The 16,184-nt window shown below is 46.8% G+C and carries 14 protein-coding genes; 8 read left to right on the forward strand and 6 right to left on the reverse strand.

Features of this window, described 5'->3' with window-relative positions; all coding sequences use genetic code 11:
- Nucleotides 1-72 precede the first annotated feature (72 nt).
- The 5 genes from CWI81_RS04790 (at nucleotide 73) to CWI81_RS04810 (ending at nucleotide 7,594) form a co-directional block, all read left to right on the forward strand.
- The gene (locus CWI81_RS04790) at nucleotides 73-687 is read left to right on the forward strand and encodes a PilZ domain-containing protein (protein ID WP_126784114.1); all 615 of its coding nucleotides are present in this window, start codon (nucleotides 73-75) and stop codon (nucleotides 685-687) included.
- A 77-nt stretch (nucleotides 688-764) separates the two neighbouring features.
- A complete protein-coding gene (gene mfd / locus CWI81_RS04795) occupies nucleotides 765-4,241 on the forward strand; it encodes a transcription-repair coupling factor (RefSeq protein ID WP_126784116.1) in 3,477 nt (1,158 codons plus the stop codon).
- A 5-nt stretch (nucleotides 4,242-4,246) separates the two neighbouring features.
- Nucleotides 4,247-5,338, forward strand: a complete 1,092-nt coding sequence (locus tag CWI81_RS04800; protein ID WP_157983294.1) for a CsiV family protein — start codon at nucleotides 4,247-4,249, stop codon at nucleotides 5,336-5,338.
- 22 nt (nucleotides 5,339-5,360) lie between these two features.
- Nucleotides 5,361-5,846, forward strand: a complete 486-nt coding sequence (locus tag CWI81_RS04805) for a MarR family winged helix-turn-helix transcriptional regulator (RefSeq protein WP_126784119.1) — start codon at nucleotides 5,361-5,363, stop codon at nucleotides 5,844-5,846.
- On the forward strand, nucleotides 5,843-7,594 hold the full coding sequence (locus CWI81_RS04810; RefSeq protein ID WP_126784120.1) for an ExeM/NucH family extracellular endonuclease: 1,752 nt from the start codon (nucleotides 5,843-5,845) through the stop codon (nucleotides 7,592-7,594). Before CWI81_RS04805 ends, CWI81_RS04810 begins: the two co-directional genes overlap by 4 nt.
- On the opposite strand, the gene CWI81_RS04815 is transcribed toward CWI81_RS04810, so the two are convergent.
- Nucleotides 7,546-8,547, reverse strand: a complete 1,002-nt coding sequence (locus CWI81_RS04815) for a hypothetical protein (protein ID WP_126784122.1) — start codon at nucleotides 8,545-8,547, stop codon at nucleotides 7,546-7,548. The two genes, CWI81_RS04810 and CWI81_RS04815, sit on opposite strands and share 49 nt — an antisense overlap.
- Before the next feature lie 47 nt (nucleotides 8,548-8,594).
- Between CWI81_RS04815 and msrB the strand changes: the two genes are divergently transcribed.
- Entirely contained in the window at nucleotides 8,595-9,734 is a 1,140-nt protein-coding gene (gene msrB, locus CWI81_RS04820) for a peptide-methionine (R)-S-oxide reductase MsrB (RefSeq protein WP_126784124.1), read from the forward strand.
- A gap of 3 nt (nucleotides 9,735-9,737) precedes the next feature.
- Here msrB and asnB read toward each other — a convergent pair whose 3' ends face one another.
- Genes asnB through CWI81_RS04840 form a run of 5 tightly spaced genes read right to left on the reverse strand, consistent with a single transcriptional unit; the run spans nucleotide 9,738 to nucleotide 14,829 of the window.
- The gene (asnB, locus tag CWI81_RS04825) at nucleotides 9,738-11,753 is read right to left on the reverse strand and encodes an asparagine synthase (glutamine-hydrolyzing) (RefSeq protein ID WP_126784126.1); all 2,016 of its coding nucleotides are present in this window, start codon (nucleotides 11,751-11,753) and stop codon (nucleotides 9,738-9,740) included.
- A gap of 18 nt (nucleotides 11,754-11,771) precedes the next feature.
- On the reverse strand, nucleotides 11,772-12,839 hold the full coding sequence (locus CWI81_RS04830; protein ID WP_126784128.1) for an aspartate/ornithine carbamoyltransferase family protein: 1,068 nt from the start codon (nucleotides 12,837-12,839) through the stop codon (nucleotides 11,772-11,774).
- A gap of 4 nt (nucleotides 12,840-12,843) precedes the next feature.
- The gene (locus CWI81_RS12860; RefSeq protein WP_276567836.1) at nucleotides 12,844-12,966 is read right to left on the reverse strand and encodes a hypothetical protein; all 123 of its coding nucleotides are present in this window, start codon (nucleotides 12,964-12,966) and stop codon (nucleotides 12,844-12,846) included.
- A gap of 2 nt (nucleotides 12,967-12,968) precedes the next feature.
- On the reverse strand, nucleotides 12,969-14,387 hold the full coding sequence (locus CWI81_RS04835; protein ID WP_126784130.1) for a sodium:solute symporter family protein: 1,419 nt from the start codon (nucleotides 14,385-14,387) through the stop codon (nucleotides 12,969-12,971).
- Nucleotides 14,380-14,829, reverse strand: a complete 450-nt coding sequence (locus CWI81_RS04840; RefSeq protein WP_241970344.1) for a hypothetical protein — start codon at nucleotides 14,827-14,829, stop codon at nucleotides 14,380-14,382. The genes CWI81_RS04835 and CWI81_RS04840 overlap by 8 nt, the downstream gene beginning before the upstream one ends.
- 223 nt (nucleotides 14,830-15,052) lie before the next feature.
- On the opposite strand from CWI81_RS04840, the gene folK reads away from it, so the two are divergent.
- The gene (folK, locus tag CWI81_RS04845) at nucleotides 15,053-15,424 is read left to right on the forward strand and encodes a 2-amino-4-hydroxy-6-hydroxymethyldihydropteridine diphosphokinase (RefSeq protein WP_126784134.1); all 372 of its coding nucleotides are present in this window, start codon (nucleotides 15,053-15,055) and stop codon (nucleotides 15,422-15,424) included.
- The gene (locus tag CWI81_RS04850) at nucleotides 15,421-16,128 is read left to right on the forward strand and encodes an SDR family NAD(P)-dependent oxidoreductase (RefSeq protein WP_126784136.1); all 708 of its coding nucleotides are present in this window, start codon (nucleotides 15,421-15,423) and stop codon (nucleotides 16,126-16,128) included. The genes folK and CWI81_RS04850 overlap by 4 nt, the downstream gene beginning before the upstream one ends.
- Nucleotides 16,129-16,184 lie beyond the last annotated feature (56 nt).

The following is a 16,184-nucleotide window of genomic DNA, read 5'->3' on the forward strand; positions in this document are numbered from 1 at the left end:
ATCAATTGTTGCGTAATAGTATCGAGCAAGGATAATGAGTTGTAGTAAGCCTGACAACTAAAAGGGCAGATTATGACAGATTCCCCATTAACACAGACACAACAAATCGGCGATTTCTTCACCGTTAGCGAGTCATTTCCGGTCAACCTGGAAATCGTCGATAACGACTTTATAGTGCCGGATCAGTTTGAGTTTGAAGACACTATGCCGGAGCTGTTTAAAATGGCATCCAGTATGGCGGGTTCCGATCAGGATATGCTCGAAAGACTTAAAATGGACAATCAACAGTCGCCTGCGCTAATCGGCCTACTCGACCATATGAACCAGCGAATGATCACCATGCTAGGTTATTTGTTGCGTTACGAAGACGACCCCAACCACCGCTTCGAAGGAACTGAGTTTGGCGGTGGTGGCATACGCATTATATCCCCACACTCGTTTGATTTTGATCAGGTTGTTCGAGCTAAGCTGTTCTTTAAAGCGGAGTCGTTAGCTATCTTTTGCTACCTGCGCTGTGTCGCCAGTGAGCCGCATGAGCCATCAGGCAGCTACAAAATCACTTTCGAGTTTGAGCAAATCTTAGAACAAGATCAGGAACACTTAATTCGGGCCAGTCTGCATTCCCAAAGTCGCCACTTAAAACGGCGCGCCCAACAACGCCAGCAAAAAACTGACGAAAATGGATAAATTGTCACTGAGACTCATCCAAAAACACGCATAGATCGGTATAATGCCCACGTATTTTAACCGGCAATTGAGTAGTCATGGCTGAAATTTCTGTATTACATCCACCGTTTCCGAAGTCGTCCGAACGCGATATTAGCTGGATAAATTTGCGCGGCAGTTCCGAGGCACTGGCACTGGCCAAGCTCATTGACCATACCCCAGGCCGGGTATTAATCGTTACCCCTGATGCAAATCAAGCCCATCGAATCGAGCAGGAAGTGCGGTTTTTTGCGGGTGAAAATACAGAATACCACGACGATATAACCCTATTCCCTGACTGGGAGACTTTGCCTTACGATAGTTTTTCTCCACATCAGGATATAATCTCTGAACGGTTGAGCGTGTTAGCCCGTCTCCCCGCTGCGAAGCGCGGCGCTTTAATTGTTAGCGTTAATACATTAATGCAACGCATCGCTCCCAAAACCTTCGTTAAAAGTCAGGCACTTGAATTTACCGTCGGTCAAAAACTCAATAGTATTGCTTTGCGTGAGGAGCTTGAGAAAGCTGGCTACCGACACGTCAATCAGGTTATGGAGCACGGTGAATTTAGTGCCCGGGGGTCTATCCTTGATCTGTTCCCAATGGGCAGTCAGCTGCCCTATCGGCTGGACTTTTTCGATGATGAGATTGATAGCATTCGGCCATTCGACCCAGAAACTCAGTTATCTCAACAACCGGTTAATGAAGTTCGACTGTTACCAGCGCATGAATTCCCACTAACGAAAGCCGGTATCGAGCAGTTTCGTAGCCAGTTTCGCGAGCGTTTCGAAGTAACCACCGAGCGCGACTCGGTGTATCAGCAAGTCAGTAAATCTCAACTTCCCGGCGGCATCGAGTATTATTTACCGTTATTTTTTGAAGAAACCGCAACCCTTTTTGATTACTTGCCGGATGACACGGTGTTAGTTACTTTTGGCGACATCCAGGGTGCCTTAGAGCGCTTATGGACCGATATTAACCACCGCTATGAACAACGTCGATACGATAAACAGCGACCATTACTACACCCCAACGAACTGTTCTTGCCTGCCAACGAAGTTCACCGGGGCTTTAAAAAACTGCACCGTATCCGCACAGCTATCCCTGCGGATAAACCAACCCCAGGCGCTGTCCAATTTAATACCGAGATTGTAACGGACATTGCTGCAGATCATCAGCACAAGCAGCCATTTGCAAAGTTAGCAAAAACTATTGAGCAAGCACTAAATGATAATGAACGCGTCATTTTTTCCGCCGAGAGCGCAGGCCGCAAAGAAACCTTACGTGAAATTGCCGCCCGTTTAGGCTGGCAGCTCGCCAACTTCACCAGTCTGAATGAGTTTTTAGCGTCGGATGAACCGATTGGACTGCTGGTCAGCCCTATCGTCAACTCATTCCATCTGGTAGAGGAAGGCGTCTGGTTTATTACCGAAACGGAATTGTTTGGTAATAAGGTAGCGCAGCGACGTCGCCGCGAGCAAAAAGCCACTGTCAGTCCAGATACCTTAATCCGTAATCTAGCAGAGTTACAAGTAGGACAGCCGGTAGTGCATATCGATCACGGTATCGGTCGTTATCAAGGGCTAACAACTCTGGATGCAGGTAACGTCACCACTGAGTTTGTGACTATCGAATATGCCGGCGCTTCAAAGCTCTATGTTCCGGTTTCTGCACTCGATGTATTGAGCCGCTACAGCGGTGGCGAAGATAATCATGCGCCATTGCACAAATTAGGTAATGACAGTTGGGAAAAAGCGAAAAAGCGCGCTGCCGAAAAGATCCGGGATGTCGCCGCCGAGCTGCTTGATGTGTACGCGCAGCGTGAAGCGAAGCCCGGTTACCCATTTACCATTAATCAAGACGACTACCAAAGATTTTCGAACGGCTTTCCGTTTGAGGAAACCATTGACCAGCAACAAGCGATTGAAGCTGTTAACGCCGATATGCAGGCGCCACGGGCTATGGACAGGTTAGTGTGCGGTGATGTTGGCTTTGGTAAAACCGAAGTTGCCATGCGCGCTGCTTTCATTGCCGTGAATGACAGCAAACAGGTAATGGTCTTGGTTCCCACTACTTTGCTAGCGCAGCAGCATTATGAAAACTTTAAAGATCGTTTTGCTGACTGGCCGGTCAGAGTCGAAGTGTTGTCACGTTTTAAGACAACTAAGCAGTCCAAACAGATTTTAGAAGATCTGGAGTCAGGCCAGGTGGATATCATTATCGGTACCCACAAGTTGCTGCAGGATAATATTAAATGTAATGACCTTGGCTTGCTCGTGGTCGACGAAGAGCACCGGTTTGGTGTTCGCCAAAAGGAGACGATTAAACGAATGCGCGCCGATGTCGATATTCTGACGTTGACCGCAACACCAATCCCGCGGACGCTCAACATGGCGATGCATAACATTCGTGATTTATCCATTATCGCTACTCCGCCAGCGAAACGCCTTGCCGTAAAAACCTTTGTCCGTGAATCTGACGATGCCACCGTGCGCGAAGCCGTGTTGCGCGAGATTTTGCGCGGTGGTCAGGTTTACTTTTTACACAATAACGTTGAGACCATCGATAAGATTGCCCGTGATCTGGAAACCCTGGTTCCTGAAGCTCGTATTACAGTCGCTCATGGGCAAATGCGCGAACGCGAACTCGAGCGTATTATGTCCGACTTTTATCATCAACGATTTAATGTATTGGTTTGCACGACTATTATCGAAACCGGTATCGATGTTCCCAGTGCTAATACCATCATTATGAACCGGGCCGATCACCTGGGATTGGCACAGATGCATCAGCTTCGGGGACGGGTCGGCCGTTCACATCACCAAGCCTACGCCTATTTATTAACACCCAATCCTAAGCGTATGACCAAGGATGCCGCTAAGCGGCTTGAAGCTATCTCACAGCTTGAAGACTTGGGAGCTGGCTTTATGCTCGCTACGCACGACCTAGAAATCCGCGGCGCCGGTGAACTACTAGGTGATGAACAAAGCGGACAAATTGAAAGCATTGGCTTTACTTTGTACATGGACATGCTGGAACAGGCAGTACAATCGCTTAAGGACGGTAAACAACCCTCGCTGGAAAATTTATCCAGAACTCGTACCGAGGTCGACTTACGCATTCCCGCTCTGTTACCTAATGACTATATTCCCGACGTCAATAACCGCTTAAGTTTATATAAGCGCATCGCCAGCAGTGACAGCGAACAGCAGCTGCAAGACATTCAGGTTGAATTAATTGACCGTTTTGGGTTACTCCCGGATGCTGCGAAAAACCTAATCCGACAAACCAGTGTGCGAAATCACGCCGAATTGTTAGGAATTCGAAAAATTGAAATGGGTAATCAAGGTGGCGTTATCGAGTTTTCCGACAACACCAAGGTTAAACCCGAAGTGATTATTGGTTTGATGCAACAGGCACCGAATAATTACAAGCTTGATGGACCAAACCGGCTCCGCATCAGTCAGCCTATAGAGGATACTCAAAGCCGGTTAAAACTGATAGAGTCGCTGTTGAATGACTTTTCTCAGGAGTGAATAAGGTGGCGCTGACGCGTATTTTAACAACAGCTATTGCTCTAACCCTGTCAACATTGAGTGTGACGACGGCTCATGCACAGGTTCCAGATAGAGAGTATTGGCGTTGGTTCGAAGTAGAAGTTGTTTTGTTTAAACACACTTCGGAACAAACTATTCGTGAGCAATTCCCGCTCCAGGTCTCCGCTATCCCGATTACGCTGGGTAATGATCTTCTTACGCCCTATCACAATCGAAGCTACCCTGCGCTACGCGGCGGTTTAGACAGCTGTGAGCCGCTCGCTGAACAGTCTGAATTAAATCTGCGAATTGACTGCCAGTTTGAGCATGAGGATGTTTGGATCCCGATTCCCGGTAACCCGTTAACACCACCAACACGAACGCAAGAACTCGCCAAAACAGACGTTATTATTGACGGCAGAGGCGGTGATATTAACTCTGCAAGACAGGCATTTTTGATGCCGGAAAGTGTCCACGAACTGACTGAAACGCGCCAGCAATTAGTGAATAAAGGGCTGGTGAAGCCGCTGCTACACGTTGCCTGGCGACAGCCTGTTTTTAGCGAACGGGATAATAAAACAATACGACTGTTTGCCGGCGAACAATTTACTAATGAATTTAATTACGACGGCCTTACCAAACAGTCGCTCGGTGGAACTTCAGTTGAGCGACGCCTGCAACAAGGCTCGTTAGTAGAACAAGTAGAAACGTTACTGCAGAAAGTAGATGCTGAACAAGTTATCTTTACTAACGCCGACTCGCAGGCCCCTAAACCACTGGATGACACCAGCCAATTACCAGAGCTTATCTGGGAGTTAGACGGCCTCCTGCATATATTCTTAATCGGCAATTACTTGCATATAGACAGTGATTTTAACTTACGCGAAACAACAGCAATCGAATCGGCAATGTCTGACTTAAAGCAACAGGCGCAACACGCCCTATCCGGAAAGTCCTCAGAGCAACCTTTTTTAAGAGCTTACCCGTTTAAGCAGCGACGTCGGGTTATTAGCCACGAAACACACTATTTTGACCATCCAAAAATGGGCATGGTTATCCAAATTCGTCGAACAGACTTGTCGGCTCGTCGTTACTAATTCATTAAACAAGGATTGGCTTATGGAAAAGTACGAGGAACTATTATTGGCGTTGCGTAAAGTTATTCGCGCTATCGACCTTTATTCCAAACAGCTTAATAAATATTCCGGATTGACTGCTCCTCAACTTTTAATTCTCAGAGAAATTGTTGCTCGCGACGGAATTACTGCCAGTGAAGTTGCGCAAAATATTACCCTAAGCCCAGCTACCGTATCTAACGTCATTGAAAGGATGGAGCATCGGCAACTTATCCATAGACACCGCAGTGCTACCGATAAACGCCGAGTTTTGCTATATCTAACCGAACAAGGCCGTGCGCTCCTGAGTAAAGCTCCACAACCTCTGCAAGAGGACTTTATCGAGAAGTTTCAGGCATTAGATGAATGGGAACAATCTTTATTATTGTCCTCTATGCAAAGAATTGCGGCTATGATGGACGCGGAAAGACTCGACGCCGCTCCAGTACTGGAGGTTGGCAGTTATCACAAAATGGATTCAGGTCAATGAAACAACTTACCCTTATTGCCTCAGCAATACTTTTTAGCGCTGGCGTTACTGCTCAAAGCTGCGAAAACAACGCCCAGTTGGTCGCGATTCATGATGTTCAGGGAGCAGCTGAAAGCTCACCGATGGAAGGTAAACAAGCCACCGTATCCGGTATTGTCACAGCCAACTGGAGTAATAAAAATCAGCTAAGTGGTTTTTTTATCCAGTCGCCAACGGACCATGTCGATGATGATCCGTTAACATCTCAAGGTCTGTTTGTTGCAACCCAAAATATAAGTCATAAAGCGGAGGTTGGTACTCAGGTTCGGGTAACCGGCACAGTTAGTGAAATAAACGGTCTTACTCAACTAACCAATCCAAGTGCCATCTATGACTGCGGCCCGGCGGAGCAACAGCCATCGACTATTACTGTAAGCTTGCCGTTTGACTCGCGCGCTCAAGCCGAAGCGTTGGAAGGAATGCAGGTTATCGTAGAAGGCGATGAACCGTTGACGATTTCTGGCCATTACCAATTTCCTCGTCATGGCTACTTTGATGTTTCTGCCGGACGTCTCTGGACCCCAACTCAAGTCGCTAAACCCGGAAGTGCCGCTAACGCGCGACGCGCCAGCAATCGGCTAAACCGACTACAAGTGGACGACAACAGCAACCAGCAACCCGACGTGCTGCCACATCAAAGTTTATTTCATGGCCCACAAAACAGTTTACGAAGTGGCGCGAGACTAAAGCCGATCAGCGGAATTTTATCGCAGTATAATGACATTTACCGGTTGCAACCGACTGTCGATCTGCAACTTGCAGAGCGCTCCAAGATAACACCAATATATCCTAAGCGCACCGAGCATCTTCGGGTTGCTAGCTTTAATGTGCTGAATTATTTTAACGGCGACGGCAAGGGTGGCGGCTTTCCAACTGAACGCGGCGCTCACTCACCGGAGCAATTAAAGCGTCAGCAACAAAAGATTATCGCCGCACTGGTTGCACTTGATGCAGACGTGTTGGGTTTAATGGAAGTAGAAAATGATGGTTTTAGTCAGTACAGCGCTATTACTCAACTAACAAAGGCATTAAACCAAGCCCAGAGTAAAACTTACGCTATCGCTCAGCCGCGCTCAGAGCGGGTGGGAAGCGATCAAATTAGTGTTGCTATTATCTATAACTCCGAGCGGCTAACTCCAGGCTCGCATGCTAAAACTTTGGTACAGGGCCCTTTTACATGGGGTAGCCGGGTACCATTAGCACAGGTATTTGTTGATAAAAACAACGATAAAACCTTTACTGCGGTAGTTAATCATTTTAAATCAAAAGGAAGTTGTCCTGATAGCGGCTCTAATGCTAACCAACATGATGGTCAGGCATGTTGGAATTCTCTGCGACTAGAGTCAGCCGAGTCACTACTGTCATGGGTGGCTAACGAGCAATTCCCGGCACCGGTTTTATTGGGGGATTTTAATGCTTATTATCACGAAGATCCGATCCAATACATGACCTCTAACGGGTACAAAAATGTTTCCTCCGAACATGACTACTCATACGTTTATGACAGTCAGGCCGGTGCATTAGACCATATTTTAGTGGCTGATGAATTGGTGCCCTCTATCGACTTGGTGCAACATATCAATTTTAATGCCGATGAACCGGGCTTTTACGACTACCGTGATAAAACGTACTATCAACCCGGCCCCTATCGGTCATCAGATCATGATCCACTTGTCGTTGACTTCGATTGGCGCGAATCTGGCAAGTAGGCATTGTCAGTACCAAAATGGATTTCAATCTCTAATCCCAGCATCCAGTGGCCCCGACGAACTTCATTAACAGTCTCTCGGGGCCTGTGATAGCCCACCCAAGTTTCCACAAACAGCCATTCACGCAAATAACGTTGCCGATTGAGTAGCCGTACTCCATAGTCATTTATCGGCACAGCATGATCGGTTTGTCCTTCAATCCAGGTTTCAACCGCCATCGCCTTGTCTTCAGCATAAAGTTTATAAGCACGAGCTGAACTACTCCAACGCAAACCATTAGTTTCCTGCGCAAAGGTTCCCAATGCCGACCAGCGCGCCAGAATGCTATCGGTAACGTTCGCTTCAAAGTCAAACCGTTGCGCGACTCCAAAGCCATCACTATCCCGCCAAAAGGCTGAACTTTGCAGTCTCACCAAGGCGCTCTCCCCCAGCGCAGCATCGGTTCTGTAGCGCGCTCTTAGGTAGCTATCAAAGTCGAGACCACCACGAATGCCGACGCTGTAAGACAGCCGGTGCTGCTCGTTCATATGAGGGTCGAAACCCAGGCCGACTAACCATTCCTCGTCGGTAGCTGTGGAGCGAATAACGGAAGGTCGTCCGGCGGATGCATCATCCAAAAATTCATCACTATCGACTCGACCGATAAACGCGGATAACTCATCCTTGGCGTGAGGTAAATTTACTTTTGCCCGAAACCGAGACTTTAACTCAAAGCCGTCGTAAGCGCTCCATTGAGGCGCTAATGACAGTCGACCGTATGAACTGTAGCTATCTGACAATCTGTCTTCGGCAAAAAAACCGTCAACCCAGCGAGCGGATGCATCGACAGTGCCAGCGAGTCCTTCACGGAAGCTGTCGTACCACTGTTTATCAGAGTGCTGCCCGGGCTCCTCTGTTTGTGCCTGTACCAATGGCGTTAATAATAAAAGCAGACCGATAGAGAACTTTTTCACCAAAATACACCTATTACATTATAATAGTCGTATTATCTGGAGAGCACATGCGAATCATTTTAACTTTCACCTGCCTGCTGTTAGTCAGTAATTTCAGCATCGCACAAAATGAAGTAACAGAAAAGCAACAAAATGAAGCGGTCGCGACACTCGCCGGTGGCTGTTTTTGGTGTGTAGAGGAAGCCTTTGAACAACTTGATGGTGTCCGAGAAGTTGTTTCTGGTTATGCCGGCGGTAACCAGCCAAACCCGAGTTATGAGCAAGTTTCGTCGGGCCAGACCGAGCACACCGAAGCTGCGCAGATTTACTACGACCCCAGTGTTATCAGCTACGCTGGTCTATTACAAAAGTTTTGGCGAATTATGGACCCTACCGATAACCAAGGCCAATTTGTTGATCGTGGACAGCAATATCGTCCAGAAATATTCGTCCATAACGATACTCAGCGACGTGTTGCAGAGGCCTCTAAACAGTGGTTATCCGAAAACGGCCCGTTTCAACAACCGATTGTTGTGCCAATAACAGACTTTACATCGTTTTATCCAGCAGAAGATTACCATCAGGACTATTACGACAAAAACCCAATTCGATATAGAGTTTATACATACAATTCCGGTCGCTACGACTTTGTAGAAAAGCATTGGGGAGAAACAAACAACATTGATTACCATCGATTCACCAATGATAACCCCGGCGGTGAAAAAACGGCAGGTAGTAACCCTTGGCAAGACTTTAGCAAACCGTCAAAACAGCAACTAAAAAAGCAATTAACACCAATTCAGTACGCCGTCACTCAGGAAGATGAAACCGAGCAAGCCTTTAACAATGCCTACTGGGATAATAAGCGTGCCGGTATATACGTTGACATTGTTAGTGGTGAACCGCTGTTTTCATCGGCAGATCAGTACAAATCGGGCAGCGGCTGGCCAAGCTTCACTCGCCCCATTACACCGAACGCTGTGGTCGAAAAGGAAGACAACAGTTGGTTTTATACCCGTACCGAAATCCGCAGTCGCTATGCCGACTCGCACTTAGGCCACGTGTTTAACGACGGACCCGAACCAACAGGCTTGCGCTATTGTATGAATTCAGCGGCAATGGAGTTTGTCCCGCTCGATAAAATGCAAGAAAGAGGCTACGGTGACTATATCGACGCAGTCACCGAGTCCTCAAAAGGTGCTCAGTAGGAGCTAGGCTACCCAGCCTAGTTCCTGAGCTCGCTGTGCCGCTTGTTTCGGCACATCCGTCGCAACAAAATGGTGATGCAAAACCTGAACACCCAGCATATGATTGATCACTGCATCTAATTGCACATGTTCCTCAGCCGGAACCGCCGAGTCCTGATGCCTTTCAAAAGTTTTTACCACTTGCTCATAGTCGAGCAAACCGGCATCTTCGACGGCTTTCTTATTGAGAAACTGTTCAGCCAGCTTTTCCACCGCCTTCCATTTTTCAGGGTCGGTATGCGCCGGTGGTGCCATAAACGCAAATTTCTCTCGCTTATACAGCGTTTCCGGTAACAAGCCCTTCATCGCCTCACGCAGCACATATTTTTCTTTGTTCCCTTTAATTCGCAAATGCGGCGGTACAGAAAAAGCATACTCCGCTAAATGGTGGTCCAGAAATGCAGGTCGTGCTTCCATTGAGTTTGCCATATCAACCCGATCACCGCCCCAGGTCAGAATCTGCCCCTCCAGCATGGTTTTAATCCAGACATATTGAGCGCGGTCGAGCGGATGACGCCCTTCTAACATGTTTTGGTCGAGAGTATCGGCTATCGCCGTGCTAGGATCATAACTCTCTACCTTTTGTCGCATGGTATTAGACATCAGTGGCAAGGCAACCGAGCTGCACGATAACCAGGGTTGAACGCAGCTTGGAGTAAAGCCCACTTTTTGATTAAACGCATCGCTGACAAACTCTTCGCGCGCCAACATTGCGCCTTTAAACAACTTATTGTTTTTTTCAAGTAACTCCTGCCACTCCACACGCTCGATTTCCGGTAAATGATCCAGACCATGCAAGAACATATCTTTACGGAAAGCAGGATATCCGGCAAAGAGCTCATCCGAGCCTTCCCCGGTCATCACCACTTTATAACCAGCCTCATGCACCGCTTGACTCATCAGGTACTTAGCAACACCCAGAGTGTTGTATATCGTGCGTTCCGTATGCCATAAGGTTTTCACAAAATGGTCGTATAAGTCATTCGCTTTCAGTGCCATGATATGGTGGTCAGCATTAGTTGCTTCGGCCATTTCTTTAGCTATTGGTGTTTCGTCGTAGTCGTCAGAATCAAAGCCGATAGTAAATGCCTTAACTGAAGTTTGCGTCGACGCAGAAGCCAGACCAAGGATGGCACATGAGTCGATACCACCGGATAGATAGCAGCCCACTGGCACATCAGCCGTCATCCGGTGTTGTACCGCTTCCAACAGTTGGGCTCGAACTCCCTCAATGTATTGTTCTTCGTCAACGTCGTCGCCGGGGTAATCTCTCTCATCCGGGAAGTTAACGTCCCAGTACTTATGTTCCGTGATCTGTAATTTACCGTTAACCCGAGTTACTTTTACCACATAGCCCGGCTGCACCTGATTAATCCCCGAGAATGCGGTTGAACCTGGAACCATTACCTGAATTAACTGATGGTACAAGCCTTCAGCAGAAAACTCCCGCTTGACATCTGGGTGGGCAAACAACACTTTCAGTTCGGATCCAAACACTATCCCGTGCTCTGTTTCTGTCCAATACAACGGCTTGATGCCGAATCGATCGCGGACTAGATAGAGACTGTCTTCCTGACTATCAAAAAGGCCAAACGCGAATTCTCCACGTAGCTCTTTTAAAGTGGCCTCTAAGCCATAACGTTCGAACAGGTGCAATACAATCTCGGAGTCACTTTTGCTACGGAATTGAGCGCCTCTAGCAGTCAGATCCGCACGGATCCGTTTAAAGTCATAAAATTCGCCGTTATGTGTTAGCAGCAGCCGGTTGTCGGCTGATAAAAAAGGCTGTCGACCGCGCTGTTCATCCAAATCGATAATTGAAAGTCGTGCGTGACTAAAACCGACCCCCTGTTCTTGATTAATTTGGTAGCCATAACCATCGGGGCCCCGATGGTGCATAATCGCGGCCATGTTAACCAGCGTTTGAGCGTTTATCGGACGTTCCGTTTGGTGATGAAAAACTCCAGCAATTCCGCACATTCTTTGCTTTTCCTTCTATTAGACAACATCGATAACGCGCTCCGCGCGCTGAACCATACATGTTAGTAACGCCATGCGTAAAAACACGGCACCACGGGCTTGGCTGAAATACCAATTATGCGGTGTATGATCAAGATCGGTACTCAATTCTGCGCCACGAGCCAATGGGTGCAAGATAATAGCCCCCTCTTTAAGCGGCGATTTAGCCGTTAGACTAAATGTTTTACCATAGGTATTAAACGTCTCTCCCTCCCAGGAAATAGCATTAATATAAATAACGTCCAGATCGGGTAAAGTTTTATCCAGATCGGTTGCGGTACGGATACTAATACCCGCTTGCTCAATTTGTTCTCGTTGTTGCTGGCCGAATAACTCATCCTGCACCGAGTCGTCGTGAATAATAACCAACTCTTTTATGGCATTGGGAAACTTACACAACAGCTTTATCAAACTGCGTACCGTGCGCATTTTATTCGGCACACCAATGATACCAACACTGACAGCATGCTCTGCAGCCTCCTCGGTAACCAATTCCGGCCGCCATTTGAACATCGCATAAAGATCAGCCAGTGCTTGCGTTGGATGCTCATCGCTCCCATTACCGGCATTAATAATCGGGATACGCAACGAGTCGACCATTTCTTCTAGCGACGTTTCGTTGTTATCTCGCAGTACCACACAGTCGCCGTAATTATTAAACATTTCGGCCACATCCGCTAAGCATTCACCTTTCGCAATACCTGTGGTAGATCGGTCGGTAATTGACATAATATCGCCACCCAGACGATGCCAGGCGCTCTCAAACGAGAGTCTGGTTCTAGTGCTGGGCTCATAAAAGGCAGAAATCAAAATCTTACCCTGCAATGAGGTACTAAACCGCCGCGGGTTAGCTTCATATTTTGCGGCTAGCCGAAACAACTGCAGCAGACCGTTTTGGGTAAACTGATCCGAAGACACAATGTGCTGATTGGACAGCTTCAACAAATAATCGCCATCTTCCTGAATAGCTCTAAGTAACGCCTTAGGATGGGCGTTACCACAAACATCCGGCCGCTCCCTTTCAAACGACACATCTTTTATGTTCATAGGGTTACCATATTGTTTTAGAAAAATAGTCTTTGATAAACAGTGCCAGCAAAATCACCGGAGTTAAACAAGTGATTACCAGCGCAGCGATAATTAATACCGAGAAAAACAGTTCAGGAATTTGCATTTTTAGTTCTCCTCGTTTAGCTGCCGCCAGTCGAATAGGCGCTGACTGTTTACTACGCCAACCCAACAAATAACACCGGAAACAGCGCAAGAGATCAGTGCCGCGACGTAAAAACCAATAGCAAAGTAGCCAACGAGCCCACTTAAAGTACCAAATGCCATTGCTGCCGCAGCATAGCTACCGCTTAACTTCCGTTGATAAAGACCAAGTACAATTGGCCAGATAGTACTGGCTACAAAGGCACCGGCAAAGTTTAATAAAGCGCCTAAGGTGGCAATGCGAGGTAAGCAAAACAACCAAGTCATTATCCCAAGTCCTAAAATGCAGTAACGGTTAAACCGCATCAGCGTTTTGTCAGAAGCCTTGGGTTTGAATTTTTTATGGAATAAATCTTGAGTGACTAAATCTGATGTAGCCGCCAATAACGAATCCAGACTGGAAGCTAAAGCCGAAAAGATAACAATAAAGACAACAATCGCGCCCGCCTTACCGAGTACCGCTGCAGCGACTGTCGGACCAATCATATCAGCGCTTGGTGGAAAAATACCCAACTGCGGTGCCGCCAATGCAATAAACCCAGTAACAATTGGGATCGGCAACCACATTAAACCACCCGTTAAATAGGCTTTGTAGGCAACATCTTTTTTAAAGGATAGTGCTCGCGACCACCAAACATTGGAATGAAAAATTTCACCCAAACCAAAGAAAATATTATTAAACAAAAACATCACAGCTGCCGGAAATAATACGTCCAATAACTGTGGGTGCTCAGCGGATAAGTTTTGGTGAATACTGTCCAGCCCAACATTATCAATAAGCCAGTAAGCAATAACACTAACACCGACAATAATGATTAACGCCTGAATAAAATCGGTCGCAATGACCGCTCGCATTCCACCAAACAATGTATAACCCACACAAATAATTAAAATAGCGGTCATACCAATGTGATAATCAAGGCCACTCAGCGACTCGAGCAAAATACCGCCCGCCATCCCCAAACTTATCAGCCAGCCGAACGCGTAAACCACCGAGATAATAATAAATACCCACCATGCCACCTGACCATAACGCAACCTTACAAAGTCGCCTGAGGTATACCCGTTGGGTAGCAATTGTTTAATACGTTTAGCCATAGGTGCAAATAACAATAGCCCCAGAGCGGCAAAGGAGTAACCAATCATCCCCCAAAGACCAAACTGGTAGGTTAGTTGTGGTGCTACCAGGGTCGTATTACTGGTGACCCAGGTGGCCATTGCCGTTGCTGCCGCAAAAGCAAAGCCTACATTACGCCCGGCCAGGGCAAAGTCTTCGTGGGTTTTGTTTTTACGGCCTAACCAGTAGCCAAACAAGATCCAGCCAATACCGAATAATACGACGATGGTTAAACCAACCGACGTATCCAGAGCAAACTCAGTCATCTGCAGGCTCCGCTTCAGATTTTTGATGAAACCGAATTATTGTTACAACCAGAGCAGTAAATATTAAAAAACCAACCACAAATAAGCCAAGCGCTTGCCACAATGGGTAATGCTGAACTCGAACCTGAATTACATTACTGTATTCAGAAACATCTTCGCTGCGTGCTCGCAAATAATATGTGCCATCGCTAAAGCCAGTTAGCGAGAGTTTCTTAAAATCACCTAATGCGGGGAAAGTTTGCAGGTTTTGCTTAAAATCTTTACTTGAGGAAGCTTCTATTACAAGAGAAGCAATAGGCTCTGAAGCATCAGTAGTCGACGACACGTTTACCGTGAAATATCCCTCTCTGACGGTTGAATCCGGCCCATTTAACTGCAGTGATTGCGCGGCCGACGGCGCAGCCAGTGTTAACAAGAAACACAAACTCAACATTTTAATCATACGTCCGGCACCTATCGAGGGTTTCACCATGCGTTGGATTGCTCTCTTGAGTAACTTGAATTATCAGGCTATCAGCCCGTTAGAACGATTTCAACTTAACAAGCAGGTTGTTGTTTGAACGTTCATTTTTATTAACATTTTATCTTATAATTGCATCAACAATCCGTTTCCCGCAAGCTAACGTACTGCTTTAACGTGATTAACTACAGGAAGCTGCTTACTTATGATGTATCTTTGCAGTCTAGGCTCAAATATAGAGCCTGAGCTCCATTTTTCCAGAGCAAAACACTATCTCGCTAAGCTCTCTGAAAAGCTTGAGTTTTCCCGGGATATTGTCACTCAACCGGTTGGAATAAATACCAACAAGCCCTTTTTAAATGCCCTTTTCACGTTAGAAACTACATTGCCTGCTAACGAGTTAAAGCAACATTTTAACGAAATAGAGGAACTATTAGGGCGCGACCGCTCTGACCCACAGAGTAGTATTAAGGACCGTCCCATCGATATTGATATATTAGGTCCTTTAAGCGAACAACCGCAAGTTCCTGAATACTTGCACCATTTACAACAAGAACTGATGAGCCTAAAACAATGAATAAAGTCGCCCTAATTACCGGAGCCGGAAGACGGTTTGGTTATGAACTGGCTGAGAGTCTTCTTAACGAGGGCTATACTGTATTTGCCCACTATAATAGTTCGAAACAAGGTGTCGAGAAACTTGAGAAAAGCGGTGCCATCGGCCTGCAGGCTGACTTTAGTGATAACCAACAGATTGACCAAATGGTTGACGCTGTATTGGCCCAAGCCAATCATCTAGACTTGCTGGTCAACAATGCATCATGCTTTTTTAATAATGACACCGTGGATCAGAACGACAATGCATTAAACGCTGTGTACCAGGTGCATGCTGTCGCCCCCTATAAGTTAATAACAGGCTTGTCGTCACTGTTAGCCAAAGCCAACGATGGGCTGGTCATCAATATTACCGATATATATAGCGACCGCCCATCAACTGACTATATTGCCTATTGCGGTGCCAAAGCCGCGTTAGCCAATATGACCCAGGCATTCGCAAAATCGTTAGCTCCGGAGGTTCGGGTAAATGCTATCCAGCCAGGTCCAATTTTATTTTTACCGGAACATGATAGCGCGCACAAACAACAAATTTTAGAACAAACCCCGTTGACGGTGGAAGGTGGTTTGCAGCCAATGATAGATACCGTGCGCTTTTTACGCGACAATACATTTTTGACCGGCGAATCGATTAAAGTGGATGGCGGCCGAGCATTAAAAATTTAGCCCAACACGCATAAAAAAAGGCCCTCTTTACGAAGGCCTTTTTCTTGTTACAGCTT

Source organism: Idiomarina seosinensis (assembly GCF_003987275.1).
Lineage (GTDB): Bacteria > Pseudomonadota > Gammaproteobacteria > Enterobacterales > Alteromonadaceae > Idiomarina > Idiomarina seosinensis.